Below are 25,603 nucleotides of genomic sequence, written 5' to 3'. Positions count from 1 at the left end.
CAGCAGTTATACATGTTGAACGTAATAAGCTGTTTTAATACGATTTTGACCAGCTTTTAATTTCGAACCGTTGCCTTTACTGAAAGTATTAATATTGCGCATAGCAAATGGTCACTTGAGTACCGTTTTCATTGGATTGGATTGTACTCTGTAGTTCAAGTACTCGACAAATATCTTCGATGATACGTAAACCAGTGCCCTTTTCCTCCACATTAAACCCAATCCCATTATCCTTAAAGTTAATTGCGTTTGTTTGCAAAGTGATTTCCAATGTATCACATGCTGCATGACGCACTATATTTTGGAAGATATTATCAAATAATCGGTGCAACCAAATTTCATTACTGCGCCATTGGCAGTTAGTTGCGCAATTGTTTAACACAATAGAGATTTGGTTGACTTTAAATAAAAAATTCCACTTTAAAATAATTGTATTTAGAAGTTTTGGAACATCTACTTTTTCCATGACTACATACGAATTATCAACACGAGATAAGCGTTCAAAGTCATATTCATTGGATAACTTTGAAATATAGTTTATTTGTTCGTTTAAAGAATTGAAAATATCCTGATGTTGTGAAAAATCATGTTCGATTGTGTACAGTTGTAAGCGCATCGCTGTTAAAGGCGTATTAATATCATGGCGCAACTGAGTTAAAAGTTCTTGTTTCATTCGCTCCTGTTGCTGTATTTCAATTTCCTTTGATATCGTCCGGTCAATAAGGAGGTTTACTGCATTGGTTAAATCCCCTAATTCATCATTTCTAGCGTAAGGAATCTTTTGAAGCCTCTTCTTGTCGTCACTTGCCAACTCCATAATTGTTTTGTTTAATACATTGATCCGTTTAATCAATGTATTAATGGATTTAGAGAATAGAATAGCCAAAGCAAAGAAACTGACGATAAATAATCCTAGCATAATTGGATAAGCTTTTGACTCATAAAACTGGGTTTGTGCATCATTTGAAAAATGATTGTAAATGATGGTTACGATAACACTAATCACGACAACAGAAAGTGGAACACTGCCTATAACCGTCAATAGCAATAGTTGATATTTCTTTTTTAGTTTCATTGTTTCATATGAGTATTCATACGATACCCTTCTCCATATACATTTTGAATAATAACACCATCTCGATCGTCAATTTTGCTGCGTAACTTTTTGATATATACGTTAATTAAATTTAAATTGCGATCCTCTAGCGGCCAAAGGTATTCCATGAATTGTTCTTTAGATAAAATAAAATTTGCGTTTTCGTAGAGATAAAAGAATATTTTCTTTTCAATCGCTGTCAATTCGACTTCTTTATGATGTTGATGATTAACAACACGCATATGCGTAACATCAATTGATAAATGTTGTATTTGTTTGTGAATACCGTAAGTAGCAACTAATTTATTTTTTATTCGTATTAATAATTCCCTCGGATCAAATGGCTTTACCATATAATCTTCGCCAATTTCAAGCCCTCTTAATTTACTCTCAATATCACTTCTAGCAGTTAAAAATATGATAGGGATATTATGCCCTAGCTGATTAATTCGCATGGAAATTTGATACCCATCCTCCCCCGGTAGCATAATATCCATAATGACAATGTCGACTTGCTTAATAACGGTATATAATGAAGCTCCATTTTCTAACCAGATTACGTTATACCCTTCTTTTTGTAATATATTCTCTAATAAACTTCCAATCATTTTATCATCTTCTACCAGTAAAATTGTAAACAACATTTTCGTCCTTTCCTCACTATTGTTCAACCATCTCCTGCAAGAATTTTTGGGTTTCTTCATAGATTTCAGTAGAATGGTACAAGTAAATACTGTGCTTGCTTTTTATTTGAATTACAGTTGAAACGTCTAACTGCTTTGCAAAATCCTGATAGTCTTTTAGTGATGCTTTAGCAGCTTTAGAATTTTTATCAAGGTAAGCATCAATAAATAAAATTGGGGTTGTTTTGGGAATAGGTAATGCGGTAGACTTTTTACTATTATTTACGACATGAAGCATTTCTTGTTCCATATCGTTGTTGATGCCCTGTTTATTTGAAATCGCCTTAAATATTTCTTTTTCTTTTGAAGTCAGAAAATCTTTCTCTAAGACGGCATCGTTATATGCTAAATTCGGAAACACTCTTTGGAATCCTAATTCACTTAAAGCATTCCCTATTTTCATAAAAGTCTTTTCTGCGAAACCTACGGGATGTTTTATATATTGAGATGGTAAACCAATATCTAACGCCACAATGGCTTTTACTTCTTTCGGATATTTCTGCGCCCAATAGATGGCTTCGATTCCTGAAATAGAGTGTGGTACTAAAATATAAGGGGGCTTATTCCCACTTTTCATTAGTGCCTCCCTCGTTTGTTCTAATATTACATCTATATCCCGATTGTCGTTAAATACATCACTATACCCATATCCCGCTCTTTCCACAACGGCAATTTTATCTTCTTTTGAAAAATGACGATACAAGCTTTTTAATTCATACATCGGTGCTGCTACTGCTGAGCCAGCCATAAATACAAATGTATCATTGTCCTGACCTTCAGAATAAACATTCATCTTCTTTCCGTTAAAATCGATTAGTTTGCCCGTATTATTCTCTAATAACAAACTTTCTTTATTTTCTTTGAACTTATGGAAGCTAAAGACAGAGACGCTAAGCACAAGCAATAACATACAGAAACCTACTGAAAACCACTTCATAATTTTTTTCATTTTCTAGTTGCCCCTTTCAATTATAGATACAAGGTTAAAGTAAAAAAATATAATTCTTATAAACTTTTGATGATTTTTTGAATTTAAACAGTCAATAAACTAAATTTGGGCACATATCAAAAAGTCACGAATGTTTTTAAATTAACGCTTCGTGACTTTACTAATAAACTATATAGTTAAACAAACTTAGCTTTTGTGTGAATAAAAAATAGACAAGCATGATGAAATATCAGCTTGTCTATTAGCATTTATTTTATTGTGATGCTTTTTTAGCGTTTGAAATAATCGTAATAATTAATGCCACGACACCCACGAAAATCAGCAACGCACCTACTGGCGTTAAGAAGAAGTATGGCTCGTCTATCATGCCATTTTCCTGTACTGTGACAGGCGCAAACTTTGATGCGATTAATAATATAATCCCTAACACAAGGGGTACAACAGCAAAAATCATTTTTTTCATAAATACTTTCTCCTCTACTTTTATCGGTTTTTTATGTTTTTCTTAATCGTTGTAATAGCCATAATCATCAATGCAATGACACCGATAAAGATGAATAGCACACTTACTGGCACTAAGAAGAAGTACGGCTCATACAGCATGCCATCTTCCTGTACACTGGAAGGTGCGAACGCTGACACAATCATCAATATTACGCCTAGTATTAGTGGAACAGATGCGACGATTATTTTTTTCATATGACATCATTCCTCCCCTTTTTCATAAGCTAAAAGATCACCAGGCTGACAATCTAACACTTCACAAATTTTATTTAACGTTGAAAATTTTACTGCTTTTGCTTTTCCCGTTTTTAAAATCGACACATTAGCCATTGTAATGTCAAGTGCTTCTGATAATGCTGTCACCGACATTTTTCGTTTTGCTAACATGACATCGAGATTGACGATGATTGCTATAACTCCCACCTCAAATCGTTAATTTCGCTTCTTCCTCTAGCTGTATCGCCTGTTGAAATACATTCGCTAATACACGTAAAAATACGGTTAATGTTACTGCCATTCCAAAAAATAACAAACAAAATGAGAAGATAATTGTCGTAGCTTGCTCACTAATAATGATGTAAACAATGCCAATTGCATACAGCACAATCTCACTCATTGCTAAATAACTCATGTATGTAAAATGTTTAACATACTGTTCACTAAAGAGCTTTTTAGTAATTCCTGAGCAAATTTTCCAAGCAAACAATAACGCTAGATAAAAAGGGATGGCAGTTACCCACATAAATAGCATAATCGGCATACCTTCAATTTTAATTGCCATTTGGGGCACAACTAAGAAACAAAATAATATACCCGAAAATGCAACCATTATAATCAGAAACTTTAACCACATTGCTAACTTCTTCATATTGCCAACTCCTTTTACAGTATGTCGCGCTTTTTAAACACCACACTTGCTATGACTAACATGACAAGCAGATGTATAACTACATAAAGAAAGGACGTTGTTAACGTTAAGTGCTCTGATAGCATATTCGTTCCGTTTCCAATTAGCGGGTTAGCATCCAAATCTCTTAAACTTAAATGCTTAAACACAACAACATCCGAATATTTCTTCAACACAATTGTCATAATGTTAACGATATTACCCTGTAATAAAAATATAAGCATTGTAATTGTTACAGGTAGTATTGTTGTGGTAAACAAACTCGCAAGCATAAGTGCTAACGTAATATAGAAGACGATGGGCACTAACTCGTACATGATAATTTTAAGCAGTATGGCAAGTGTAAAATCATCTGCCATCCAACCGAAACGTAAGCCTCCTACAAGCATCGAAACCAGTAGTGCCGTGACAATAAACAGAACAACGGTAATCAGGATTGCAAAATACTTGGATAGCAAAATAGCTACCCGCGTCTTTGGACGAATTAATAATTGCTTAATCGTACCTTGCTGAAACTCATCAGCAATCGACTTTACCATTAACGAAATGCTAAATATCGTGACAAACATCGCTGTAATCGTAAAGTTGAAATGAGAAAATGTTACATAGCTTGAAAACCTCTCCGCTGGTGGTAGCCAATTTTTAATAATAAAGGCAGTCGCTACCTGCAACGTAAGAAGTACCGTTAAAAACACAACCACATTCTTTTTTACGAAAATTTTCATTAACTCATTTTTGATTAAATTAATCATGAAGTTGCCCCCTTGGTAATTTCTAAAAATTCTTCTTCGAGTGTTTTTTGCTTGGGAATAACCTCATAAATCGCAATATTGTGTGACACGAGCTTTGCAATAATGGCGGCAACCTCTACTTCATCTGCTGTTACCTCAAATGATGTGTCACTTATAATGCGGCAGTCTATTAGCTCATCAATGCCCTCTGTTTGTGTCGTTTTAATCTGCACACGATGCTCGCCCGCCTGTTTTTCATGTAAATTGTGCTCTTTAATAAAGGTGCCCTTATTAATAATGAGCACACGGTCACACATTAGCTCAATCTCACTTAATAGGTGGCTTGATACAATGACCGCTATTTTTTCCTTCTGTGCAAGCTCGCGTAAATACTCCCGAATTTTGCGAATACCGGCAGGATCTAAGCCATTTGTTGGCTCATCTAAAATTAAAACTTTTGGTTGATGTAACAAGGCTTGTGCAATCCCTAAGCGCTGCTTCATACCAAGCGAGTAGTTTTTCACAAGCGCGTGTATAGATTCTCCTAAATCTACGAGCTGAACTATTTCATCAATGCGCGCCTTCGAAACTTTATGATTCGCCATATTGGCAAAGTGCATTAGGTTTTGTCTACCTGTCATATATCCATATAATTCAGGGTTCTCTACAATTGCACCAATATTCATGAGCGCTTTTTCTCGCTCTGTAGCAATGCTATGGCCACAAATTTGAATATCTCCTCGCGTCATACTAATTAGCCCTGTAATCATTCGGATTGTTGTTGTTTTTCCACTGCCATTCGGTCCTAAAAAGCCATAAATCTCGCCCTCTTTTACCTCGAAAGTTAAGCCATGGACAATTTTTTTATCGCCGATGCTTTTTTGCACGTCGGTTAATTTCAATACGGTTTTCCCCATCTGTCAACCACTCCTTTTGATGTTTTTTATCGTAATATAAAACAAATTACATTGCAACAAAAATATATCGTAAATCAATAAATTTATATTTCATTACAACAAAGTAATGTGACGGAAAATTATATTTATTTGTTGAAATCAAAGAATGGTTTCATTTTTCTTTAAATTTGACTACCGTATTTTTAGGCGTAACAGGTTGTATTAAATCAATATATTTTTGAATATAATGTAGCGTTCTTTATTGTTTACAAATCAAAAATTTAAAGAGGTGTTTTTATGGTCATAACACCGGATATTTCTACTCTAGAATATACGATGAAAAATGGTATTAAATATTTCGAATTAGTGGCAGAACCTGTAAATCAAGAAATACTGCCGGGTGTTTTTATTAAAGGTTGGGGATACAACGGTAGTATTCCAGGACCGACCATTCAAGTTTATCCAGGGGACTATATCAGTATAAGAGTAATAAACCAACTCCCTGAAGCTACCAGTATTCATTGGCACGGGTTGAACGTTCCTAACGTCATGGATGGTGTCCCAGAGGTAGAACCTTCTCCTAGAATTGAACCAGGGCATTATTTTGATTATCACTTTCACATAAATAACCCTCCTGGAACCCATATGTATCATTCTCATGTGAATGTTGCAAAGCAAGATATGCTGGGATTACTAGGGGGGTTCGTTATTCTGGATCCACATGAAATAAATGTGAATAAGGACTATCTATTACTTATGCAGGAGTGGAGTCTTAGTGGATTGCAAAAGGGGGAAAAAGTCAAAACTGGTCAATATCATCTTAATCCATTTGCGATGGAATTTAACATGTTTACGATTAACGGAAAGAGTTTTCCATCTACCACACCTATGGCAATAGAATATGGTGATATTGTTCGTTTAAGGTTAGGAGCCATACAGATTAATCATCATCCTATGCATATTCATGGCCATCAATTTTTAATCGAAAAATCTGATGGTAACTCTATAGTTAATAATAGAATATTTAAAAACACTATTTTAGTGGCTACTGGTGAAACTTGGGATGTGATATTTAAAGCCAATAATCCAGGTATATGGCCATTTCACTGCCATATCGCACATCATGTTTCTAATAACTTTACGGATGGAACAGGTGGGATGTTCACTACCTTAGTATACAAATAGTAAAAAACATTTATAGACAAGCCCGTTTTTTTAATGATATCCCTCTTTCAATTAAAGCCTTCATCATCTCAATATTTTCTAATCCCCCCTTCTCGGGGCGCCCAGTAAGTCGCCCACGAGCTTTTGTCGCTCCTCGCCCCACCATTCTTCAACCAAATGCCGCAAATGCTTTGAATTTCATCTTAGACTTATTTTACAATCTTCTGTCTTTCTATAGTTATACATCCTCCAACTACTAAGTTGAACGTTTACTAGCTTTGATTTTTCAATTGTTTCAGGTGATTAGCATATAGACAAAACTACCATTACTAACTAATTAAACAAATAATAGACTACTAACTACACGTTACTCTTCTTATTTCATATCCTATAGTATCCTGGCAAATAAACTTAACTTACCAGGTGAATCTGATATGAAGGGAGGTAAAAAAATGGGATATTTAAACAAAGATAATGGCAATCAAAATTTTAACAACTCGCTTAAACATTGTAATTGTCAGAATCATTCTAACTGCTCTAACCGTTGTTCAAAAAAATGCTGTCACCAATGCCAGCCTTGTCAATGTTCATGTTGCGGAAATGTGGGCGGAGGAGGTCCTATAGAAATAAATATTTTCGGATTTAATACGTCTGGTTTTACCTATGTCCTTAGCCAAGGCGGAAAAAGTATAGAACGTGCTGTATCATTTAGTGTCTTTGGGATTGATTTCAACTCTGATGGGATACTTCCGCACCCTCGTACAATTTCTGGAATAGTCAGAAGAGATGGAACTATTCCCTCAGGATCAGTCGGTTTCACTGTCTCTCACGCCCCAAATACGGGGACATACAGAGTTATTTTCACTAAACCTTTTTCCATCGTCTCACCTGATCAAGAACCTACTTTAGAAATAATACCTGATCCAGTAAACGTACAAGTAGGTAGGCCTGGATTTGGGACAGGAGAAGGTGTTACAGATGTTATTTCAGGAATAATCAGCAGTGAAGGGGCTATTTTGGATGGAACAACACTTGAATGTAGTCAAGAGTATGCGTTTACAGTAGAAAAAAATGATTGTCAACCAGGCTTTTATAGAGTTAGGTTCAAACCTGAGTTACAAGTAAGGACGCTGCTTAGAGGTGGGATTGAAATTAGCATTATAGATTTGCAAGTTCAATCACCTGGATGTTGTGCGAATAACTGTTCATGTAACCGTAAATGCACATGTCGCTCTTCTTCTAGTACTGGCGAAGTATATAGTCAAGGGATTGATCTGCCTTTTGTTGATAGAAGTGGTTTTATTTATAGACCTTATGAAATCACAGATGTTGGAAAGGTATATGTCGATTTACCGGTTTCCTTCTCTGCTCTACTAATAAGAGAAGAATCTTAACCGTATTTACTATTAAAACGTATAGAAACCTTGTTAAAGATGATATTAAAAACATCATTTAAATAGGTTACAGTGAACCCTTTTATATTTCAATTTTTGGAAAACACTAATACTGGAAGTAAATCAATATAAAATACAAGATGTCTGGTTCCTAAAAAAATACAGAGGTATTTTAGAACCAGACATCTTCAATCTATTCATACACTACCTACATAGTCGCTTTGACAACTTCAACATGCAGCTAGACAAACTCAAAAATCATTGAGTTTGTCTATAGCCTGATTAGCGCTCATTATTGAGCACTATTTTTATAAATCGTCCAAGGACAAGCATGTTTTTTATCCTCAAGTTCAAGAAGCTTATTCACCTACCAAACCGTCGTTATCACGGTCTTGCATATATTTGTACAACCAGTGTTCACGAGTTATTGGCATGCTATAACCTGCTGCTTTTGCTTCTTTAATCGTCACTTGTCCATTTCCATCTGTATCAACGCTCGAAATATCTTCAGTGCCACTCGAAGCATTGGACTTATTCGAACTTGTTGAGTTAGTAGATTTAGTTGATTTACTTTCAGTTAATCCGAGAGATTTATTTATTTCATCAGGGTTACCGTTAGCAAACTCATCTACAATTTTATTCCCTTTTAAAGTGTAAGTGTACTTGTAATGAGAAGGAATCTGCGTTTCCTTATTAGGATATGTAATAATAGCTTCAAAATTAGTAGCTCCACCAGCTTTACGAATAGCGTCTTCCATATATGCTTGATCACCATGTCGATTAAGTGTGCTATTTTGTGGCGTAATATTATAAGCGTTTGATACCCCACCAAGGGAATCTGCAATAATATGTCCTTCATCTAAATCTGCTCTTTCTACACCAGGAACTTTTGCTTCATCCGCGTAGTATCTGCCAGCTGATGTTACGGGTTCGGTACGGTCATCTTGTAGAACGATTTCGTCAGCAATGACACGAACCAATTGCCCTGCCTCATTCGTAAATGCATAGTAATGGCGGTCCCCAAAGCCAATGTCAACGACGACGTTAGGTTCGCGATGTCCTGACAAATCGCCACCATCCACTTCAATCAGTTTGTACCCTTTGAACAGTTCATCTTTTGTTTGAGTTGCTGTATTTTCTGATGCTGTTTTTTCTGTTACCGTAGTTGTTGTTAATTCTTGTGAATCTGTTTCTTTCACTGTAACGGATGCATCTTCTACGTTCGTACAACCAACAATAAAAATGGCAGTTACAAGTAAGATTAAATAGTTTATTCTCTTTTTCATTATGGGACTCCTTACAATTGTTTTTTCTGAACATTCTAGAACTCTATTAACATTGTTAACCTATTTATAATAGCATATTACAATATTCATTTTATTACAGTAGATACAATTTCAATTTAAGAAAGTAGTGCACCCCGATGGTTTTTATTTTAACTCAAGCAAAATTTACTCTTTTTCCCTAGAAAAAAACACCTCCAAATTGAAATTAAGATAGTTACACCCAAATTTCAATTGAAAATGCTTTTTTGTCTATCCCTATTTTCGAGTAAATTCCCATTGAGTGTCTTTTTTCTAGTCTATTCTTCAACTGGCTTCAATAGATTGGCTGGAATAAAACCAAAATTCACATCTCCCACCATCAAATAACCATTGATCTCAATTCCTGGTGAATAAAAGACTGTTCCCTTCAACTCTTTACCATAGTATCTTGTTATCATCGGACCATTATATTGTTCTGTATCTTCTGTTAATATATACGAGCCTTTATTTCTTGTTTTCTTTTCAAAAATTCGAATATCAGTGCTATCGAGAATACCTGTACTGCTTACATCTCCACCTTCAATGTCTCCAATACAATAATGGTAATTGAATTTACCATTCTCAATAGATACTAATGATACTTGTGGTCTACAAACCTCTTCTCGATTTCCAACTCTAAAAAGTGTGCCATATTCAATGAAAGTATCCATACCATTCGTTTTCACACCCTGATGATTAATCATGACATAAGCTGGATTATTATAGAATGATGAACGTATATCGATCGGTACTTCTTTGAAAACTACCAAATCCGTTGCTTGTACCCGATATTGCCCCATTTGATAAAATGTTTTGCCATCATATTTTTCAATATCATACGTTTTAAAAAAGTTATTTCGCTTAACCAATAAAGAATCAAACGTACCATTTGGATTTTTCTTATATACTTTTATGTCTTTTTTAAAGGTCATTTTTCCTGTTTGCCCTTTTACAACTTCTGCTCCATCATACATCACTTTTGCTTCTGATTTTGTAGGATTTACTATCACAAATACACATGCTACTAGTAACAAAATAAATATTTTTTTCATCATTCTCCCCTAACTGTTTTATTTCAAACAAACATAATATCTCATTATTGTATACCGGTAATCTAATATCTACCAATGGATGTTAATAGCCCAACAAAAGTTGCGTGTTTTTACCTAACTTATTTTATCCATAATCATTCAAGCCTATTAAAATACCTATGCTATTTGTTTTTGTTTAAAAAATGACTTGCTAAATTGCTCGTAAAACATCCTTCCTTAGATACTTTTCTTTACTATACCATGTGCTACTTTTCTTCATTTCGCTATTTTTGATATCCTCTTGCCAATAAACAACCTGGCTCTTTAATGAAAAAAGCACTTTCCTTATTCCAGGAGAGTACTTAATTGCTTATATAAAACTATATTAGATCTTTTTTAAAAGAAGTTAAGGAAAGGCGTTCTGTTATACTTATTTCCTCTGTTTTTGAAAATCCATTTTTCAAATAGAAAGTCACTGCTGGTGTATTCTTGGATCCAGTTGATACTATTATTGTTTCCAATCCTTCATTGTCGTTTTCAATAAAATCCAATAATATCTTGGCAATTCCTTTTTTGAAATGTTTAGGATGTACCATTAACCGATGTATATCGATTATACCATTCTCTATTTTTATAGAAATGACGCCGCATAATTCTTCTTTTACGTAATAACCAAAAAAAGTCTCACCACATTGTTGTAACGTGTAAACTGTATCCTTCAATGGCGGTATATCATAAAAGTCTATTATTTCTGCTTCTATTTTATATGAAGGTATTTGAATGTTTAAAACTTCTTCAGCAAGTTTAAGATTAGTTATATCGATTTTTTTAATCAAATTTATCCCCCTTTAACTTTTTCTACTTTAATTCTAATAGCACCGGAGTTTAAGTAAAAGTCTTTTGAACCATCTAGAAATGGTCGATTGAAAAGAAATAGCACATTGGCTACTTCATAATCTGACTCAAAATATTTCTTACTCTATAAATTGTCGCACTAGATAATAGATAATCTCACATGCTTCCCAATTGCACGCATACTATCCTCTTCTAACAATCTTTGAAGGACTCGAACCTCTCTATTCCCTTCTCAATAATTTTCAATCCACTGAAGTAAATACTCTTTCGTTACTTTAAATTGCCCTTGTTTGTGAAAACGCTGTGGCTTTTTTAATGTATAAATAACCTTAAATTGAACAAATTATTATTGAGTGTATCGCACGCACTTATTAGGTTGTGGCGTTGGTTGACCGTCACGACCTCCCTTCTTTACATAAAAGTTTCTAGGGATAAGTAAACCTCTTCTGAACAAACTAATTTGAGGAGGTGAAAATATGTCAAAAAATAGAAACAAGAACCAAACTATTGACCAAATTAGACAAAAAATCCAGCAAGCTGAAGCTAACAAAAATGAAGCTTCTGGTCGTTTTTTCAATCAAAATTTTATGAATACAACGAACAACGTAGAATTCGGAACTGAGACTGATGCGAAACAAGTTCGGCAACAAGTCCAAAATGCGGAAGCAGACTACATCCAAGGAGCTTCTGGCCCTAAAGCAAATTATGGATTTGGAAATAACTTAAATTAATTGTTTATCCGGCAGATTTTCCCTGTCGGTTTTTGATTTAATTTCCCCAATTTTTGCGGACTATTCAATAGTCACCTCTGCCCTTGAATTATCCGAATACACTTACGAACAAATAACGCAGTTACTTGGCTATCGTCATGCCATATAACCTTACTAAGACCGTCTTTCCCCCTTTAATGACTACTTTTTTTCCATTATTCTGAGTATACCTATGAGAAAAGGTGCGTTTTACCTATATGTCTATAATCAATATCCATGTTGTCTGATTTTAACTCGAAATTTTCAATATATTGTAAGGGCGAAGTTTAGATTTAAAAGTGAAACAAACATCACTATACGTATCATAAATTGTAATTATATGGTTCCTCAAGCTTCCTTTAGGCACATCTCAAGGAAAGGATGTTACAGCCATTCAGAACAAGTGGAACGAACAGTCCTTCTTTAAAATAATTTCTCACAGTGTCTAGTACTGTTTTCTATAAAAAATAGCGACAAACACTGACTTAACAGTATTTGTCGCTGTTTTAAGTGTTACCAAGCTTACATTTGGGACCATTTATTTCATTGAGTCTGAATAGTTATGCGTCTGATTTTTGATTGTTATTTTTTTATTTATAAACCTTCATAATGAAAAAATAACTAAAACATCAGAGATATTCTAAAATAAAGAAAACCTGTTCTTAAAGGATAGGTTAATGCAAGTTCTTTTTAAAGTTCTAATAGCTCTTGTTTCCTTATAGAATCGAAATCTTGAAAAGGTATAGGAATCGTTTGTCTAGCGAAAAAGCTTCCCATTTCATACATTGTTTCAGATTTAGCTCCATCTTATGGAGTTCTTTCCCCACCGGCATTGTTTGTTAAATCCAAATGTTCCCCGGCTCCTTGTCCACACTTAAATATGACTTACTAAAAAAATTATTCTTCAAAAAAATCTGTTGAAAAAAATGGTTCAATTCCAACTTCTCTAAATAAAAATTTTATTGGATGTCCACCATGAGCCAAATTGCTGTTAGGAATTAAAATCTTCTCCCGAAGTTTTTTAAAAATATCTGAATTGATTTCAGGAAACCATTCTTCATAGCTTATACCTTTATCTTTTTCAATTAAGATTAAATATACTACAATATATTCATACATATAAGGAAAGTCTTTTTCAATATGTTGATAACAATCTAATAGTGAAGATAAATAAGACTCTAAATTGTAAAAATCAGTATCTATTCCATCATCATATTTTAAACGCTCTTTCTGTGGTTTAAAAGCAAAAGACGATTTACTATACCAGTTACCTAACATAGATGTAAAAAGTAATATCGCATATTTATCATTAATTAGGAGGTTTCCAATGAATACTTTTGTTTTTGGAGCTCTTGCATTAGCGGCAGCTGCGTTTGCTTTTGCTGCATCAGCTGATGCTAGGATTAAAAATTTAGAAAAACGTATAGAAGAGCTTGAAAATAACAAGTAATTTCTTTAATACATAATAGATTTATAGAGCGAGTTTTTGTCGCTCTATTTTCGTTTAATTCTCATATTGTTCATTAGTTTACTGGAGGATATGAGGACATTACAGAGTATCAGATAGAATATTTTTACATATAACCCCATATATGTTACCCTTGAATAAGTTCTATTATTTCAAAAGAATATACATAAAAAGGAGACATACTCGTGTCAAAAATTCCGATTTCATTAAAATTGATGATTGGTATTGGTATCATTATTATGCTTACTTCACTGTACTTTTTACAGGACCATCCGTATTATCAATGGATAAGATGGACAGGTAACATTTTATTTATCGCAGGAATTGTATTAATTCCATTTGCTAAAGAACCCAATAAAAGTAATGTTAAAACTAGATAAATTTATAAACAGGCTGGCTATGTGCAGTCTGTTTTATCTTTGCATAATATTCCCTCCTTCCTTACTGAACAATATCTTTCAATTACTCACCTAGCCCACCTACGCTAATCTGCTCAAGCTCTTTCTCAATGCCTTAGTTCTCTATAATCCTTGCATCCTTTGCATTTGAAAAAATAATGTGGTTCTGCTGATTGATTAGCCTAATAATAAGATACTTATCTCAATATCAGAAACTATGCCCCTGTCGTTAATACAATCACCGCATAAAAAATTATATGCTTAAAATCCAACATCATATTCAAATTTAGGTTGCCACTTAGCTCTACTTAGAGACTTCGCAAAACCATATATAGTATTTAAAAAGTTTGCTCTTTGCTGCGGGTTTTTCCCTGTTCGCATTATTATCGTTTCTTTTAGCGGATGATTACTTTCGATAAGATACTCATTACGCTTGTACAATCGTTGTAAAAGTTGGTCTTCAGGTAGTCTAGCAAACTTCCCATTAGCTTCGCCTCTATTGCAATCCTGACAGCTTAGAACTAGATTCCAAACACCATTTAGATCTAAATCATGGGTACTGTTGAACTGTGTTGAGAGTGGCACGAAATGGTCTATGTCACAAGTATTCAATTGGTTACTTTCAATTGAAATCGGTCTATAGCAATAGAAGCATTTTCCCTTTTGATACCCGTTTAACGGCTTTCTAGCAGAAGTTAGATTGATTCTTTCATGTGACAACATGAACTGCTGTGGTGTCATAGGCTTTATAAAGAAAAACTGCTCAAGGTCTGTATCAAACTGAACTTCTAGTTTTGGATTTCGTTCAGTCCATGCGTTTTCAACTAAGTTCCATCTACCTTCAATTTCACTGAATATATTTTCTTTTTGGGAGCTTTCATTCAACAAATAGATGCTATCGGTCAACGTAATTCCTAAAGTCTTTCCTTGGATGGACTTCTCATAAAATCTTTTATCAAGCTCACCATTAGGAATATTATGAAAGGCATCTATTACATTGTTAAACCCTACTTTTTCAGTAACTTCAAGTAACTGTTCCCACGTAATTTGGTTTTGATAAAACAAATCCAAAGCACTAATAAACTTAGATGACTGACTTGTTATTTGTCTTTTCCCATTTCTAATATGCTCTAACATATACTTTGCAAATATAGGGGATAATTCTTCTAAGCTCACAAAACTTTTGTTACTCTCGCCTAATTCAAGTAATGTTTTAGCGAAAGCAAATTTATAAGTTGCAACATTCCTACCAAACAAGTAAATCGAGCGAAAATTCGATTCCAAGGTATTATCATTTTCTAAGTAATTATTCATCTAAACACTCCATTGAAGATAGGTTACTTATCCTCTACATCAATTAAATAAATTGCCTTTTCAAATCCACCACGTTTGGCTTTCTTCTGCCCACGAATCGCTTCTAGTTCTTCATAACTTACACCTAAAGCATTTATAGCTGTATGTACTAGCTCTAAAATATCTGCTAATTCTTCAACACTCTCCTGAACGTTTGCTGCCCCATGAAACTCTTTGGCTTCTTCAATCATTTTTGCTTTTACTTCTATTAGAAGCTCCTGCGGTTCTAAAACTCTTGCATTATACTTTAATCCATCTGATTCAATAATCTCTAAAATCTTATCTCTTACCAACTTATTGTAAACAGGCATTGTCATTCTCCTTTATTGTGGAATATTTACTTACTCTCATTCTACTATATTACAAATTAATTCGTAGCTCTTTTCAAAAGCTACCACTAAAAAAGAACTTACTTGAACCTCTCAGTAAGTACCTAACCTTTTTTATCAATAAATGCTTTGGTCAAAACTACTGATTTCATCGTATATCAATTGGTTATCAAATGAAATCGTTTCGTAAGGAACTACATTCCCATGTGATCTTACCCTAAAGAAACTATAGGGTATGTGCTTCCACGATGCAAAATATTATTATTTATCAGCTTTATCTCAACTAGGGAGTATTACATACTATACGAACTTGGTTGGAAGATCTACTATGTATATACTTTATTGTTTTGAAAAAACACAGGACTCTCTTCCTTTTCCTCTACTTCACCTATTGTATACCATATTTCCCCAAACCATTTACTATCAATTGATGACCATTTTAGGATTAACAGTCCCTTCTTCTCTCTCAACTTTATCCTAAATCAAACAAAACTCTAGTAATAAAATCTAACATGCTGATTAGTTCATCTATTGTTACTGTTTAATTATAAATTCATTGTCAGCAAACTTATAATTAATTAGTTCTATTAATCTAGTTATCTCTTTATCTGTTACTTATTTATAGTCCATCTCAATTTTAGAAATCATTAAATCTAACTCTTTTTGCTCAGTCATAACAGTACCCCTTTAATGTACAATTTTTATATAATCATACATTTGATATCATAAAAAAACGATATAAATTAAATTTATATCGTTCATAAGTAAAAGAATGATTGTACAATTTTAGAACAAAAAGGGAGCCTTTATAGCTCTCAATTCCAAAATTACTATCATAATTTATCATCTATATCAGATGTATCAACATCATCTCCAAACCAATCTTTTAATTTATCTTTTGCTTGATTTTTTATATCTTCATCAATGTACATAGCCACTTGAATCAATGCTGCCATAACAAGAGTTAAATCATCTACATAACCTACTCCTAAAGCAACATCTGGAATTAAATCTATTGGTAGTATAAAGTATCCTAATGCCCCCGCTATTGTAGCTTTTACTTTCAAAGGTACTTCGGGTTTCTGCAATGTAAAATAAAGAATTAGAACTGCATATATAACTGAGGAGCCAGCTCTCTTAGAGAACTTTCGAATTTTTTCCCATAACTTTTCATCTGAATAATACTTTCCATGTTTTCTGATATCTTCCACTTCTATATTTTCTGCTTCTACCTTTAATTCTTCTACTTGTTCATCTTCAAAATTTACATAATCTACTTCCTCAAAATTCCCCCCTTTTATTACCTCCCCCTGTTTAACATCCAATTCATCGTTTTGCTTCTTTTTTCTAAACATCTCAAACAATGTATATCTCTCCTCCATCAATATTCTATATTCAAATACTAATGTATTTTTTTCTTCTCAATGAATATACCATATTAAACGAATGAAAATTCTTACTTTTCATACAATTGCGCAAAAAAAGATATAAACATATAGTTTATATAGCTTCTTTTAAAGAGTTCGCTTAGGTATGCTTCAACTTAAGAGAAAATTCTTTGATTAATTTGCTGTTTTTCTAATTATTGATTCCGATATCAATCATCATCAAAATATAGGGAAAGCCAATACCGAACCTTCCCTTGTAGCGATTGATGTAGCTCTTTGACAAGCTTCTGACCTCTACTGACCATAAATGTACCGACTCGACCTCTAGAAGTGAGCCACTAAGCCCAAGAGCAATTAGGACATGCTATACATGAAACACTTAATACGTACTCTCTGTTGGTCAAGACCAAATGAAAGGAGCTACGGTGCTTTTTAACGCTTTAAAAATAAAAAACCCCAACAGGCTCTCATTTATCGAGTCACCCATTGAGGATTAAAAATCTAATTAATTTTTAGTGTAGTCCATTTGAAATTTATTCCAAACTTTAAATTCCTGTTATGACTATTCTTGAATAGCGGCCTCTAATGCAACAACGATCATGTCATTGAATGACCTGAACTTTCTTAGAAAATCACTAATACTCAAAAGACCTCTATATCAGTATCTTACTGTTTATGAACTGTATTTAGAAATCAATTATAGTAATAGAAAATCTTTAATTATCTTTTTTTGGTCGGTTTTTAGTCGGTACAGTCGAGCATTTTTATAGTAATATGACTACCCATTTCGGAGTGGTCTTTTAATAGTTTTTTAGCTAAACCCAAGACATCGATAGACATCCTATCCACATGTCAATCAACCATAAAAAATAGCCCCCTTATCAAATAAATAAAAGGGCTTTATATAATTCTTAATCTATTACTTATCTCCAACTGGCTTTAATAAATTCACTGGAAGCCAAAAATATTGTTCGCCATTTCCTCCTAAGCCATTATCCACATATAGATAACCATTAACTTCAACACCTAGCGATGTAAAAATGCTTCCTTTTGCATGCATTGTTAAAGGTTTAGCTTCATTTAGTGGCGTGTTTTTCCCACCAGCATCTTTTGTTAACTCAAAACGTACATTGCTTGCTCTCGATATTTCCTCAGCGATTTTAAGATCTGTACCAGGATATTTATCATACCATAACCCTTCACCGCCATAGCTCTCGGAAAACTTCAGCAGTTGTCCACTATCTGTATCCAAGAAAGAAATACCACCAATACCACCATCTTTGAAGAATTTCCCATAATACCCCATATTATAAACACCATCACGATTGATAACAATATACACTGGATTGCTATAGAAAGATGAACGAATTTTTATTGGTACTTCTTTGAAAACTACCAAATCCGTTGCTTGTACGCGGTATTGCCCCATTTGATAGAATATTTTTTTATCATACTTTTCAATATCATACGTTCTAAAGAAGTTATTTCGCTTAACCACTAAAGATTCAAACGTACCATCTGGATTTTTCTTGTACACCTTGATGTCTTTTTTAAAGGTCATTTTTCCTGTTTGCCCTTTGACAACTTCTGCTCCATCATACATCACTTTCGCTTCTGATTTTGTTGGATTTACTACTGCAAATACGAATGCTACTAGTAAAACAGTAAATATTTTTTTCATTATTCTCCCCCTACACAGTTTCATTTTAAAGAACATAATATCTTAGTATTATATACTAGTAATCTTATACTCTACCAACAGATGTTAAAAACCCAACAAAAGTAGAGTGTTTTCCCACATCATTATCTCATTCATCTACCATTCTACCCAATTCTCTAAATATAGCAATTTTGAATAGTACGTTTTTAGCTTTAATAAAGTCCTCCACAGAACTTATTTGTGCTGCCAATACAACCTTATGCAATTCATCTTTCAAGTTATCTGCTAATGGCAAGCTATTCATGAAGTCGAACAGCATAACTTGATACTCGTTCATATACTCTTTTTTCTTTTCAGCTTGCAAAGCCAATTCATTACCAAGACTCATAATATTATTTGCTTGTTTAGAACTTAAAAGATTAAAAGAATTAGATGGTTGGTTTTCAGATTGCGGACGACAAACTGCGTCATTACTAGCTTCATAGGCTTTCATTCGTTGGGACATGCTCGATGGGACATAAGGTAAAATGCGATAAATACTAGCCCCTTCAAAGTCCATCAACAATTGATTATGTATTATTAGCACTTTATGGAACAACTGTTTTAATTCACTTCATAAGGCTAATAATATTTATGTTACCAAAGGAAAGGTGATTGCATGAAATATGAATTTTCCACAACTGAAGAACTACTTGAATTTTTAAATACTGAATTACTATCCGCAGCCGAAGCAGCAGAGGTATTGGAAATATCGAAAGTTCGTCTAGGGCAATTAATGAAAGACGGAAAGTTAAAAGCAGCTAAAGACCAGCCTAAAATGTTTTTAAAAAGTGTACTGCTTGAGAAAAAAGATGAGCTTGAATCGCTTCGAAAAAAATATAGACCTTATGATGAATAAACAAAAAAGCCCAGGCTCAAAATTAATTGAGTACCTGGGCTTCGTCATTGATATATGCGTGTTCTTTTGTTTGTTTACAATGACATTAAAAGATTACTACAATGTTCTGAACAAACACTGAACAATACTACTTGTTTCGTCGTTGTTGAATTGTAATGTATAAACCAATCAAACGATCCGTTATCATCGCACCACTTTGTAAATCCTTCAAGTTGATGCTTGAATAATACATTCTTCGAAGTTACAACCCAAACTAGTGATTAATAACTCCGCAGCACGATATACAATATTCATATTCGTTCCTCCTACACTCCGATATTTTTCATTGCTATTAAAACTTCTGTATTTAGTAACGTCTTTGCCTGCATTTCTTCAACTGTTGGTGTAGGTTTAATTGGTATTGGATTGGATATAACTGGCGATGTAAATTCGCCTGTTTATCTATTATAAGAATTATACAAGCTCATAACTTACATATAACAAACCACTTTGAACTAGCTGACTACCTTGATGTTACCGAGGATTTTTTAGAAGCTGCTCTTGATTGGTATAAAAGTAAATACGGTTTATATGTATCAATAGACAACTTTACAATTTGCTTTGAACCTTTAGGTGTAATAGAAATGTTTGATTGGATTGAAATGCCTAAAAAATTTTACCCTTAAACAGAACAAACATTCTCACTATAGGAGGTGATGATGAAGTTTTGGTTCGAAGTATTAAAAGAAAGGAGAATAATTATGGCAAGTTATAGAGAATTAAAACCTAATAAAAATGGAAAGCCACAGCTGTAAAGTGGCAAGTAATCGAAACTAATCCAATGAATGGTGTTGAAAGACCTTCTCGCTCTAAAAGGTATAAGGAAATTGAATTTTACGACGAGGAACAATTGAAATTACTCTTAAAAAAGACAAAAGAAATGTATCCAAAGCATGCATTGCAAATAAAATTAGCTGCATTAGCAGGCTTACGAATGTCTGAAATCGCAGGAATTAGAAACGAATGCTTAAATTTCGTTAACAATACTATACTCATTGATTCGACTCTTCAATATGACAAAGAAGATAAAAACTTTTTCTTAGGTCCTACAAAAACCAAAAGACCACGAACTGTCAATGTACCAGCAGAGTTAATGAGAGAAATAAAACAATATGCAAAGGATCATAAGAAGTTACAGTTAGCATCAGGTGAAGCTTGGAAACCTATGAAGGATGATAAGGGCACACCAATAAATTTACTATTTACAAAAACAAACGGATTCCCTTCACATCCTGACAGTATGTCTGGAAGATGGCGCGAAATAGTAGAAAGACACAATTACCTAAACTCACTTTCCATGGTTTAAGACATACCTATGCATCATTTATGGTTAGTAAAAATGTTAATTTTAAAATTATCCAAGAACAACTTGGACATGTTAATATTCAAGAGACTGTTAATACCTATAGCCACCTAACCATGAAAGATAAAGAAAAAGCAACCGACTTCTTCGATTCCATTTTATAAAATGGTCGGTTTTAGGTCGGTTGCTCTTATTCTTATAACTTTAAACTTGTTATAAACCTTGCTATATCAACTACTCTTGAATAGCCGCTTCTAAAGCAACAACAATCATGTCGTTGAATGTAGTTTGGCGCTCTTCTGATGTTGTGACTTCACCAGTAATAATGTGGTCACTTACTGTTAAAATAGAAAGTGCTTGGCGGCCAAATTTCGCTGCTAATGTGTAAAGTGCTGCTGATTCCATTTCTACAGCTAGTACACCGTATTTAGCTAGCTTTTCATTTTGGTGCTCGTCTGAGTAAAATAGATCTGCTGTGAAAATATTACCTACTTGCAGACTTAAGCCTGCATCTTTACCTGCATTGTAAGCTTTTAATAATAAGTCAAAATTAGCGATTGGTGCAAAGTCAATGTTGTTGCCCCAAATAATTTGATTCATACGTGAATCCGTTGTTGCTCCTTGTGCTAAAATAACATCACGAACTTTAACATCTTTTTGAATTGCACCACAAGTACCTACACGAATTAACTTTTGTACATCATATTCTTGCATTAATTCTGTTACATAAATGGAAATGGAAGGCACGCCCATACCAGTACCTTGTACAGAAATACGTTTACCTTTATACGTACCAGTATAACCAAACATATTGCGGACTTCGTTATAGCATGTAACATCTTCTAAAAACGTTTCAGCAATGTATTTTGCACGTAGTGGGTCTCCCGGAAGTAAAATAGTGTCAGCGATTTCGCCTTTTTTTGCATTAATATGAATACTCATACTGCAATCCCTCTTTTCTGTCAGTTATCACTATAAATAATACTTTGTTTCACGTATTTACGCAATGCTAGACGTCTAGCAACTATAAAAGTACGAATAATGAAAGTATTGCGAATCATTATCGTCCTTGTTCACTGTATAAATCCCATAACTCATCAAACACTTCAGTTGTTAAATTTTCTGTTGCAAACGTTTCGATATATGTAGATAACTCATCAAAATCCATGCTTTGTTTAGGAAAGTTATGTTCATGAAAAACTTCTTCAGCAAATCGAACTTTTGCATCTGACCACTCTCCCCCTCTGAATGTTAATACATATAAATAAAAGCTCTTTTTCATTATTGAAAAATGCCTCCCCTTTTCATTTTTACTTTCCGCTAGTTTATCAAAAAAAATACATTTCGTCATAAAATGTATCATTTTTTTCTTTAAGTATTTTTTACTAGTGAAGAAAAACTGAATAGCCTTTTTCACCTTAATGACTTTTGTCATGCAAAAATATTACGCCTTTTTATCTGAAAAATGAAAATTTTGTGAAATTAGGATAGAATTTTTTAGTATAATACGATAGAATTGAAGTCAATAAATGCAAAAATTAGGAAGGTGATGGCGATGAAAAACAAGAGTCAGGCTAGTAAACCTATGAGAAACCGCCCGTCTCTCTTAGATTCTAACTTTTTTAGAAAAAAGAAAGTTATAGATTCTAAAGCTAGTAGGCACAATCTCCCTCCTACTACAGAAAAACGACAACGTTTTTATCATTTAATTCGAGGAAAAGTACTTATCATTTTTACTTTGCTTATTTTCATTAATGCAACAATGGGTATATTGTCTTATATCAATATTACAAATCTTCAACAACAAATGGAGGATTTTACTGAGAAGAATGTACAAGAACAGCTTACAGTAAATCAGCTTGCCTATGAAATTGCTAGATTAACCAACCTCGAACAAGCTTACCTAATTACCGGTAATGGTAGTTATTCCACTTCTTACAAAATGAAAATTGATTCTATTAATAAAAAAATAGCTGCCTTACAAGAAAAATTTGCAGACCGCGAAGTGGAACTTGGGCATATACAAGCAATTAGCCAGTATTATAAAAACTACCTTGAATACTCAAAAAAGGTCATGACAATGCGAGATGATCTTGGTCTTGAACAAGCAAGGAAACTCATGATTGAAGGCACTGGCGAAACAATGAAATTACATATTGATAATAATATTGACGCCATCAATATAGTAATGGATGAATCGAACAAAACAAAACTTAATAAATTGAACAAACAGGTAACTGTATCCAATACTTATTTCTTTATTTTTTCGATTATCAGTCTTATTGCCATTATCATTTTTGGTTATATGTTATTTAATTCATTAAAAAATAATACGCGTGCGATTAACCATTCCATTTTAGATATTGCTCAAGCGGGTGGTGATTTAACAAGGCGTGTCCGTGTACGTAACCATGATGAATTTTCTACAATTGCTAACTCGACGAATACACTTATTTTGTCTATTTCAAACCTTATTAAACGCGTCAGTGAACTTGCAGATCATGTATCAAATAGTAGCCGAGAGCTCATGACGCTAGCTGATGAAAATGCACGCACAATTCAAAATATTGCAGATGCAAGTGCAGATATCGCAAGTGATAGTGAGAATACAATCAATAGCATGAATAGTGCTCAACAAAAAATGAGTGATTTAGACCATTCTATGCATCAGTTGAATGAACAAGCCAATGCTGTACAACGAGCTTCAATCGCCATGCAACAAGCAGCAGATGAAGGAAGTCGTTCTGTCCTACAATCTACCTTAGTCATGCAGTCAATTGAAGAAACAATTGCTTCTACCTCTACAACTGTTGAGGCACTCGGCCGCAAATCTGCCGATATAACCTCTATAATCAGTACGATTACTGCAATCTCTGAGCAAACAAATTTACTTGCATTAAATGCGGCGATTGAAGCAGCCCGTGCTGGAGAGCATGGTCGTGGCTTTGCTGTTGTAGCAGATGAAGTACGCAAGCTTGCTGAGCAATCACAAACTGCGGCTAAAGAAGTCACAGTTATTGTAAATTCCATACAAGAGGAAGTGGCATCAATTATTACACAAAATCAAGAAGGTGTTACAACGGTTATTCGAGGCGTTGAGGTGACAAATGAAACTAACCAGTCATTGTCCAATATTTTAACGCAAACGAAAGAAACGACTGCGATTATTACCACAATGGTTGATAAAATAGCCCATACGCTTGATTATAGTAATGCTGTAGCAAGTGATTTTGTGCATATAAATGCCTATGCTGAACAAACAGCTTCCAATACGGTGATGTCTGCTGCTGCTGCTACCCAAGGTTCTGCGTCCATGCAAGAAATTAATGCAGCGGCAACTGAACTGGCGCATCAAGCAGATAGTTTACGTAGTGTTGTAGGTACGTTTAAAATTTAAGACAAGAGGAGCAGGCAAAGTGAAAAAGTGTTAGATTGATTGCAGTTCAATCTAACACTTTTTTGCTATATCGTTTTCGTTATACCCACCCTCTTTTTGTTTTCCCAAAAAAAACGCCTGCACGAGAAGCGTACTAGGCGTTTTGCTTGTTACTTAAATAAGGCGCTATATTCAGCGTAGCCTTCTTGTTCTAAATCCGCTTTTGGAATAAAACGAAGTGATGCAGAATTGATACAATAGCGCAAACCACCTAACTCTTGAGGACCGTCTGGGAAGACATGTCCTAGATGAGAATCAGCTTCCTTACTTCTTACCTCTACACGACGCATTCCATGAGAAGTATCAAAATGCTCCGTCACATGCTCTTGTGCAATTGGTTTTGTGAATGCTGGCCATCCACAGCCAGAATTGAATTTATCGTGGGAGCTAAAGAGTGGCTTTCCTGAAACAATATCTACATAAATTCCTTCTTCAAAATGTTGATCATATTCATTACGAAACGGTGGCTCAGTCCCATTTTCCTGCGTTACATAGTATTGCATATCTGTTAGTTCTTTTAAACGTTGTTCTTTATTCATTTTTTATGCCCCCAATGTTGTTCCTGAAATGCCTTGCGACCAGAACCTACTGCATAACGTTCGTAGTGCATTGGATTTTTTTTATAATAATATTGATGGTAGTCCTCCGCAGCATAAAATGTGCTTGCAGGCAAAATTTTTACAGCAATCGGCTTATCAAACTTACGAGAAGCTTCTAAATCTGCCTTTGAACGTTCAGCTAATTCACGCTGCTCTTCATCATGGTAAAAAATGGCCGTTGTATAGGATTGTCCACGATCAAAAAATTGCCCACCAGCATCCGTTGGGTCAATTAATGTCCAAAATGTAGCTAATAATTGCTCGTATGAATAGATGTCATCATCAAATGTAATTTGAACCGCTTCTACATGACCTGTTGTTTCCGAACAGACTTGTTCATAGCTTGGATTTTCAACATGTCCACCAGTGTAACCAGAAACGACAGCTTTAATGCCCGGTGTTTCATCGAATGGCTTGACCATACACCAAAAACAGCCGCCTGCAAATGTCGCATATTGTATTGCCATTT

Annotated in this window: 28 protein-coding genes and 1 pseudogene; 7 read left to right on the top strand and 22 right to left on the bottom strand. The window is 34.1% G+C overall.

Annotation, left to right across the window (positions count from 1 at the left end; genetic code table 11):
• Positions 1 to 88 precede the first annotated feature (88 nt).
• The 9 genes from LS41612_RS11420 to LS41612_RS11380 form a co-directional block, all read right to left on the bottom strand.
• Positions 89 to 1,075, bottom strand: a complete 987-nt coding sequence (locus tag LS41612_RS11420; RefSeq protein WP_024364149.1) for a sensor histidine kinase — start codon at positions 1,073 to 1,075, stop codon at positions 89 to 91.
• A complete protein-coding gene (locus LS41612_RS11415) occupies positions 1,072 to 1,740 on the bottom strand; it encodes a response regulator transcription factor (protein WP_024364148.1) in 669 nt (222 codons plus the stop codon). The genes LS41612_RS11420 and LS41612_RS11415 overlap by 4 nt, the downstream gene beginning before the upstream one ends.
• A 16-nt stretch (positions 1,741 to 1,756) precedes the next feature.
• Positions 1,757 to 2,728, bottom strand: coding sequence for an alpha/beta fold hydrolase (locus LS41612_RS11410; protein WP_024364147.1), 972 nt, complete (start codon positions 2,726 to 2,728; stop codon positions 1,757 to 1,759).
• A 253-nt stretch (positions 2,729 to 2,981) separates the two neighbouring features.
• Positions 2,982 to 3,191 (bottom strand): DUF3955 domain-containing protein, encoded by a 210-nt coding sequence (locus LS41612_RS11405; protein WP_024364146.1) that lies wholly within the window; start codon positions 3,189 to 3,191, stop codon positions 2,982 to 2,984.
• Positions 3,192 to 3,211: 20 nt separating this feature from the next.
• Complete coding sequence (locus LS41612_RS11400) at positions 3,212 to 3,427, bottom strand: DUF3955 domain-containing protein (RefSeq protein ID WP_024364145.1); 216 nt, start codon at positions 3,425 to 3,427, stop codon at positions 3,212 to 3,214.
• A gap of 6 nt (positions 3,428 to 3,433) precedes the next feature.
• Positions 3,434 to 3,646: a helix-turn-helix domain-containing protein gene (locus LS41612_RS11395; RefSeq protein WP_024364144.1), complete on the bottom strand. Its 213-nt coding sequence runs from the start codon at positions 3,644 to 3,646 to the stop codon at positions 3,434 to 3,436.
• A 10-nt stretch (positions 3,647 to 3,656) separates the two neighbouring features.
• Positions 3,657 to 4,100 carry a DUF2975 domain-containing protein gene (locus LS41612_RS11390; RefSeq protein WP_024364143.1) on the bottom strand — a complete coding sequence of 148 codons (444 nt, stop codon included), beginning with the start codon at positions 4,098 to 4,100 and terminating at the stop codon, positions 3,657 to 3,659.
• 14 nt (positions 4,101 to 4,114) lie between these two features.
• Positions 4,115 to 4,891 carry a DUF2705 family protein gene (locus LS41612_RS11385; protein WP_024364142.1) on the bottom strand — a complete coding sequence of 259 codons (777 nt, stop codon included), beginning with the start codon at positions 4,889 to 4,891 and terminating at the stop codon, positions 4,115 to 4,117.
• Positions 4,888 to 5,787, bottom strand: coding sequence for an ABC transporter ATP-binding protein (locus LS41612_RS11380; RefSeq protein ID WP_024364141.1), 900 nt, complete (start codon positions 5,785 to 5,787; stop codon positions 4,888 to 4,890). The genes LS41612_RS11385 and LS41612_RS11380 overlap by 4 nt, the downstream gene beginning before the upstream one ends.
• Before the next feature lie 276 nt (positions 5,788 to 6,063).
• Here LS41612_RS11380 and LS41612_RS11375 point away from each other — a divergent pair, with 276 nt between their 5' ends.
• Together LS41612_RS11375 and LS41612_RS11370 are read left to right on the top strand one after the other, a co-directional pair.
• Positions 6,064 to 6,951: a multicopper oxidase family protein gene (locus LS41612_RS11375; RefSeq protein ID WP_024364140.1), complete on the top strand. Its 888-nt coding sequence runs from the start codon at positions 6,064 to 6,066 to the stop codon at positions 6,949 to 6,951.
• A gap of 431 nt (positions 6,952 to 7,382) precedes the next feature.
• Positions 7,383 to 8,324, top strand: a complete 942-nt coding sequence (locus LS41612_RS11370) for a hypothetical protein (RefSeq protein WP_137034889.1) — start codon at positions 7,383 to 7,385, stop codon at positions 8,322 to 8,324.
• A 359-nt stretch (positions 8,325 to 8,683) separates the two neighbouring features.
• Here the strand turns inward: LS41612_RS11370 and LS41612_RS11365 are convergent, their stop codons facing one another.
• From LS41612_RS11365 to LS41612_RS11355, 3 genes are all read right to left on the bottom strand, one after another.
• Positions 8,684 to 9,610 (bottom strand): DNA/RNA non-specific endonuclease, encoded by a 927-nt coding sequence (locus LS41612_RS11365; RefSeq protein ID WP_024364138.1) that lies wholly within the window; start codon positions 9,608 to 9,610, stop codon positions 8,684 to 8,686.
• Positions 9,611 to 9,906: 296 nt separating this feature from the next.
• The gene (locus LS41612_RS11360) at positions 9,907 to 10,683 is read right to left on the bottom strand and encodes a hypothetical protein (RefSeq protein WP_137034888.1); all 777 of its coding nucleotides are present in this window, start codon (positions 10,681 to 10,683) and stop codon (positions 9,907 to 9,909) included.
• 356 nt (positions 10,684 to 11,039) lie between these two features.
• Complete coding sequence (locus LS41612_RS11355) at positions 11,040 to 11,495, bottom strand: GNAT family N-acetyltransferase (RefSeq protein ID WP_024364136.1); 456 nt, start codon at positions 11,493 to 11,495, stop codon at positions 11,040 to 11,042.
• Between the two features lie 495 nt (positions 11,496 to 11,990).
• On the opposite strand from LS41612_RS11355, the gene LS41612_RS11345 reads away from it, so the two are divergent.
• Complete coding sequence (locus tag LS41612_RS11345) at positions 11,991 to 12,245, top strand: hypothetical protein (protein ID WP_024364135.1); 255 nt, start codon at positions 11,991 to 11,993, stop codon at positions 12,243 to 12,245.
• Between the two features lie 915 nt (positions 12,246 to 13,160).
• Here LS41612_RS11345 and LS41612_RS11340 read toward each other — a convergent pair.
• Complete coding sequence (locus LS41612_RS11340) at positions 13,161 to 13,709, bottom strand: hypothetical protein (RefSeq protein ID WP_024364134.1); 549 nt, start codon at positions 13,707 to 13,709, stop codon at positions 13,161 to 13,163.
• Between the two features lie 207 nt (positions 13,710 to 13,916).
• On the opposite strand from LS41612_RS11340, the gene LS41612_RS11335 reads away from it, so the two are divergent.
• Positions 13,917 to 14,111, top strand: a complete 195-nt coding sequence (locus LS41612_RS11335; RefSeq protein ID WP_024364133.1) for a hypothetical protein — start codon at positions 13,917 to 13,919, stop codon at positions 14,109 to 14,111.
• Positions 14,112 to 14,390: 279 nt separating this feature from the next.
• Here the strand turns inward: LS41612_RS11335 and LS41612_RS11330 are convergent, their stop codons facing one another.
• The 5 genes from LS41612_RS11330 to LS41612_RS11310 form a co-directional block, all read right to left on the bottom strand.
• Complete coding sequence (locus LS41612_RS11330) at positions 14,391 to 15,443, bottom strand: HNH endonuclease domain-containing protein (RefSeq protein WP_024364132.1); 1,053 nt, start codon at positions 15,441 to 15,443, stop codon at positions 14,391 to 14,393.
• 23 nt (positions 15,444 to 15,466) lie between these two features.
• Positions 15,467 to 15,793: a nucleoside triphosphate pyrophosphohydrolase gene (locus tag LS41612_RS11325; protein ID WP_024364131.1), complete on the bottom strand. Its 327-nt coding sequence runs from the start codon at positions 15,791 to 15,793 to the stop codon at positions 15,467 to 15,469.
• An 851-nt stretch (positions 15,794 to 16,644) separates the two neighbouring features.
• The gene (locus LS41612_RS11320) at positions 16,645 to 17,166 is read right to left on the bottom strand and encodes a YkvA family protein (protein WP_080653383.1); all 522 of its coding nucleotides are present in this window, start codon (positions 17,164 to 17,166) and stop codon (positions 16,645 to 16,647) included.
• A 952-nt stretch (positions 17,167 to 18,118) separates the two neighbouring features.
• A complete protein-coding gene (locus LS41612_RS11315; RefSeq protein ID WP_024364129.1) occupies positions 18,119 to 18,880 on the bottom strand; it encodes a hypothetical protein in 762 nt (253 codons plus the stop codon).
• A gap of 127 nt (positions 18,881 to 19,007) precedes the next feature.
• Complete coding sequence (locus LS41612_RS11310) at positions 19,008 to 19,445, bottom strand: hypothetical protein (RefSeq protein ID WP_233433843.1); 438 nt, start codon at positions 19,443 to 19,445, stop codon at positions 19,008 to 19,010.
• A gap of 72 nt (positions 19,446 to 19,517) precedes the next feature.
• Here LS41612_RS11310 and LS41612_RS11305 point away from each other — a divergent pair, with 72 nt between their 5' ends.
• On the top strand, positions 19,518 to 19,757 hold the full coding sequence (locus tag LS41612_RS11305; protein ID WP_024364127.1) for a helix-turn-helix domain-containing protein: 240 nt from the start codon (positions 19,518 to 19,520) through the stop codon (positions 19,755 to 19,757).
• Positions 19,758 to 20,577: 820 nt separating this feature from the next.
• Positions 20,578 to 21,263, top strand: a pseudogene (locus tag LS41612_RS11300) (site-specific integrase).
• Positions 21,264 to 21,333: 70 nt separating this feature from the next.
• On the opposite strand, the gene deoD reads toward LS41612_RS11300, so the two are convergent.
• Both deoD and LS41612_RS11285 read right to left on the bottom strand, forming a co-directional pair.
• On the bottom strand, positions 21,334 to 22,041 hold the full coding sequence (gene deoD, locus LS41612_RS11290; protein WP_024364125.1) for a purine-nucleoside phosphorylase: 708 nt from the start codon (positions 22,039 to 22,041) through the stop codon (positions 21,334 to 21,336).
• Between the two features lie 118 nt (positions 22,042 to 22,159).
• Positions 22,160 to 22,381: a YozE family protein gene (locus LS41612_RS11285; protein ID WP_024364124.1), complete on the bottom strand. Its 222-nt coding sequence runs from the start codon at positions 22,379 to 22,381 to the stop codon at positions 22,160 to 22,162.
• A 267-nt stretch (positions 22,382 to 22,648) separates the two neighbouring features.
• Here LS41612_RS11285 and LS41612_RS11280 point away from each other — a divergent pair, with 267 nt between their 5' ends.
• Positions 22,649 to 24,496: a methyl-accepting chemotaxis protein gene (locus LS41612_RS11280; RefSeq protein ID WP_370510645.1), complete on the top strand. Its 1,848-nt coding sequence runs from the start codon at positions 22,649 to 22,651 to the stop codon at positions 24,494 to 24,496.
• A gap of 149 nt (positions 24,497 to 24,645) precedes the next feature.
• Here the strand turns inward: LS41612_RS11280 and msrB are convergent, their stop codons facing one another.
• Entirely contained in the window at positions 24,646 to 25,074 is a 429-nt protein-coding gene (gene msrB, locus LS41612_RS11275; RefSeq protein ID WP_024364122.1) for a peptide-methionine (R)-S-oxide reductase MsrB, read from the bottom strand.
• Complete coding sequence (gene msrA, locus LS41612_RS11270) at positions 25,071 to 25,601, bottom strand: peptide-methionine (S)-S-oxide reductase MsrA (protein WP_024364121.1); 531 nt, start codon at positions 25,599 to 25,601, stop codon at positions 25,071 to 25,073. Before msrA ends, msrB begins: the two co-directional genes overlap by 4 nt.
• Positions 25,602 to 25,603 lie beyond the last annotated feature (2 nt).

This window comes from Lysinibacillus sphaericus, assembly GCF_002982115.1.
Lineage (GTDB): Bacteria > Bacillota > Bacilli > Bacillales_A > Planococcaceae > Lysinibacillus > Lysinibacillus sphaericus.
This window is presented reverse-complemented; position numbering and strand designations above follow the sequence as displayed.

Excerpts from the sequence above, each read along its gene's own strand:
- LS41612_RS11420 (WP_024364149.1), bottom strand. The coding sequence starts at position 1,075 with ATGAAACTAAAAAAGAAATATCAACTATTGCTATTGACGGTTATAGGC.
- LS41612_RS11285 (WP_024364124.1), bottom strand. The coding sequence starts at position 22,381 with ATGAAAAAGAGCTTTTATTTATATGTATTAACATTCAGAGGGGGAGAG.
- LS41612_RS11410 (WP_024364147.1), bottom strand. The coding sequence starts at position 2,728 with ATGAAAAAAATTATGAAGTGGTTTTCAGTAGGTTTCTGTATGTTATTG.
- LS41612_RS11365 (WP_024364138.1), bottom strand. The coding sequence starts at position 9,610 with ATGAAAAAGAGAATAAACTATTTAATCTTACTTGTAACTGCCATTTTT.
- LS41612_RS11320 (WP_080653383.1), bottom strand. The coding sequence starts at position 17,166 with ATGTTTAGAAAAAAGAAGCAAAACGATGAATTGGATGTTAAACAGGGG.
- LS41612_RS11345 (WP_024364135.1), top strand. The coding sequence starts at position 11,991 with ATGTCAAAAAATAGAAACAAGAACCAAACTATTGACCAAATTAGACAA.
- LS41612_RS11305 (WP_024364127.1), top strand. The coding sequence starts at position 19,518 with ATGAAATATGAATTTTCCACAACTGAAGAACTACTTGAATTTTTAAAT.
- LS41612_RS11415 (WP_024364148.1), bottom strand. The coding sequence starts at position 1,740 with ATGTTGTTTACAATTTTACTGGTAGAAGATGATAAAATGATTGGAAGT.
- msrA (WP_024364121.1), bottom strand. The coding sequence starts at position 25,601 with ATGGCAATACAATATGCGACATTTGCAGGCGGCTGTTTTTGGTGTATG.
- deoD (WP_024364125.1), bottom strand. The coding sequence starts at position 22,041 with ATGAGTATTCATATTAATGCAAAAAAAGGCGAAATCGCTGACACTATT.
- LS41612_RS11375 (WP_024364140.1), top strand. The coding sequence starts at position 6,064 with ATGGTCATAACACCGGATATTTCTACTCTAGAATATACGATGAAAAAT.
- LS41612_RS11325 (WP_024364131.1), bottom strand. The coding sequence starts at position 15,793 with ATGCCTGTTTACAATAAGTTGGTAAGAGATAAGATTTTAGAGATTATT.
- LS41612_RS11390 (WP_024364143.1), bottom strand. The coding sequence starts at position 4,100 with ATGAAGAAGTTAGCAATGTGGTTAAAGTTTCTGATTATAATGGTTGCA.
- LS41612_RS11280 (WP_370510645.1), top strand. The coding sequence starts at position 22,649 with ATGGCGATGAAAAACAAGAGTCAGGCTAGTAAACCTATGAGAAACCGC.
- LS41612_RS11400 (WP_024364145.1), bottom strand. The coding sequence starts at position 3,427 with ATGAAAAAAATAATCGTCGCATCTGTTCCACTAATACTAGGCGTAATA.
- LS41612_RS11315 (WP_024364129.1), bottom strand. The coding sequence starts at position 18,880 with ATGAAAAAAATATTTACTGTTTTACTAGTAGCATTCGTATTTGCAGTA.
- LS41612_RS11385 (WP_024364142.1), bottom strand. The coding sequence starts at position 4,891 with ATGATTAATTTAATCAAAAATGAGTTAATGAAAATTTTCGTAAAAAAG.
- LS41612_RS11405 (WP_024364146.1), bottom strand. The coding sequence starts at position 3,191 with ATGAAAAAAATGATTTTTGCTGTTGTACCCCTTGTGTTAGGGATTATA.
- msrB (WP_024364122.1), bottom strand. The coding sequence starts at position 25,074 with ATGAATAAAGAACAACGTTTAAAAGAACTAACAGATATGCAATACTAT.
- LS41612_RS11330 (WP_024364132.1), bottom strand. The coding sequence starts at position 15,443 with ATGAATAATTACTTAGAAAATGATAATACCTTGGAATCGAATTTTCGC.
- LS41612_RS11360 (WP_137034888.1), bottom strand. The coding sequence starts at position 10,683 with ATGATGAAAAAAATATTTATTTTGTTACTAGTAGCATGTGTATTTGTG.
- LS41612_RS11380 (WP_024364141.1), bottom strand. The coding sequence starts at position 5,787 with ATGGGGAAAACCGTATTGAAATTAACCGACGTGCAAAAAAGCATCGGC.
- LS41612_RS11370 (WP_137034889.1), top strand. The coding sequence starts at position 7,383 with ATGGGATATTTAAACAAAGATAATGGCAATCAAAATTTTAACAACTCG.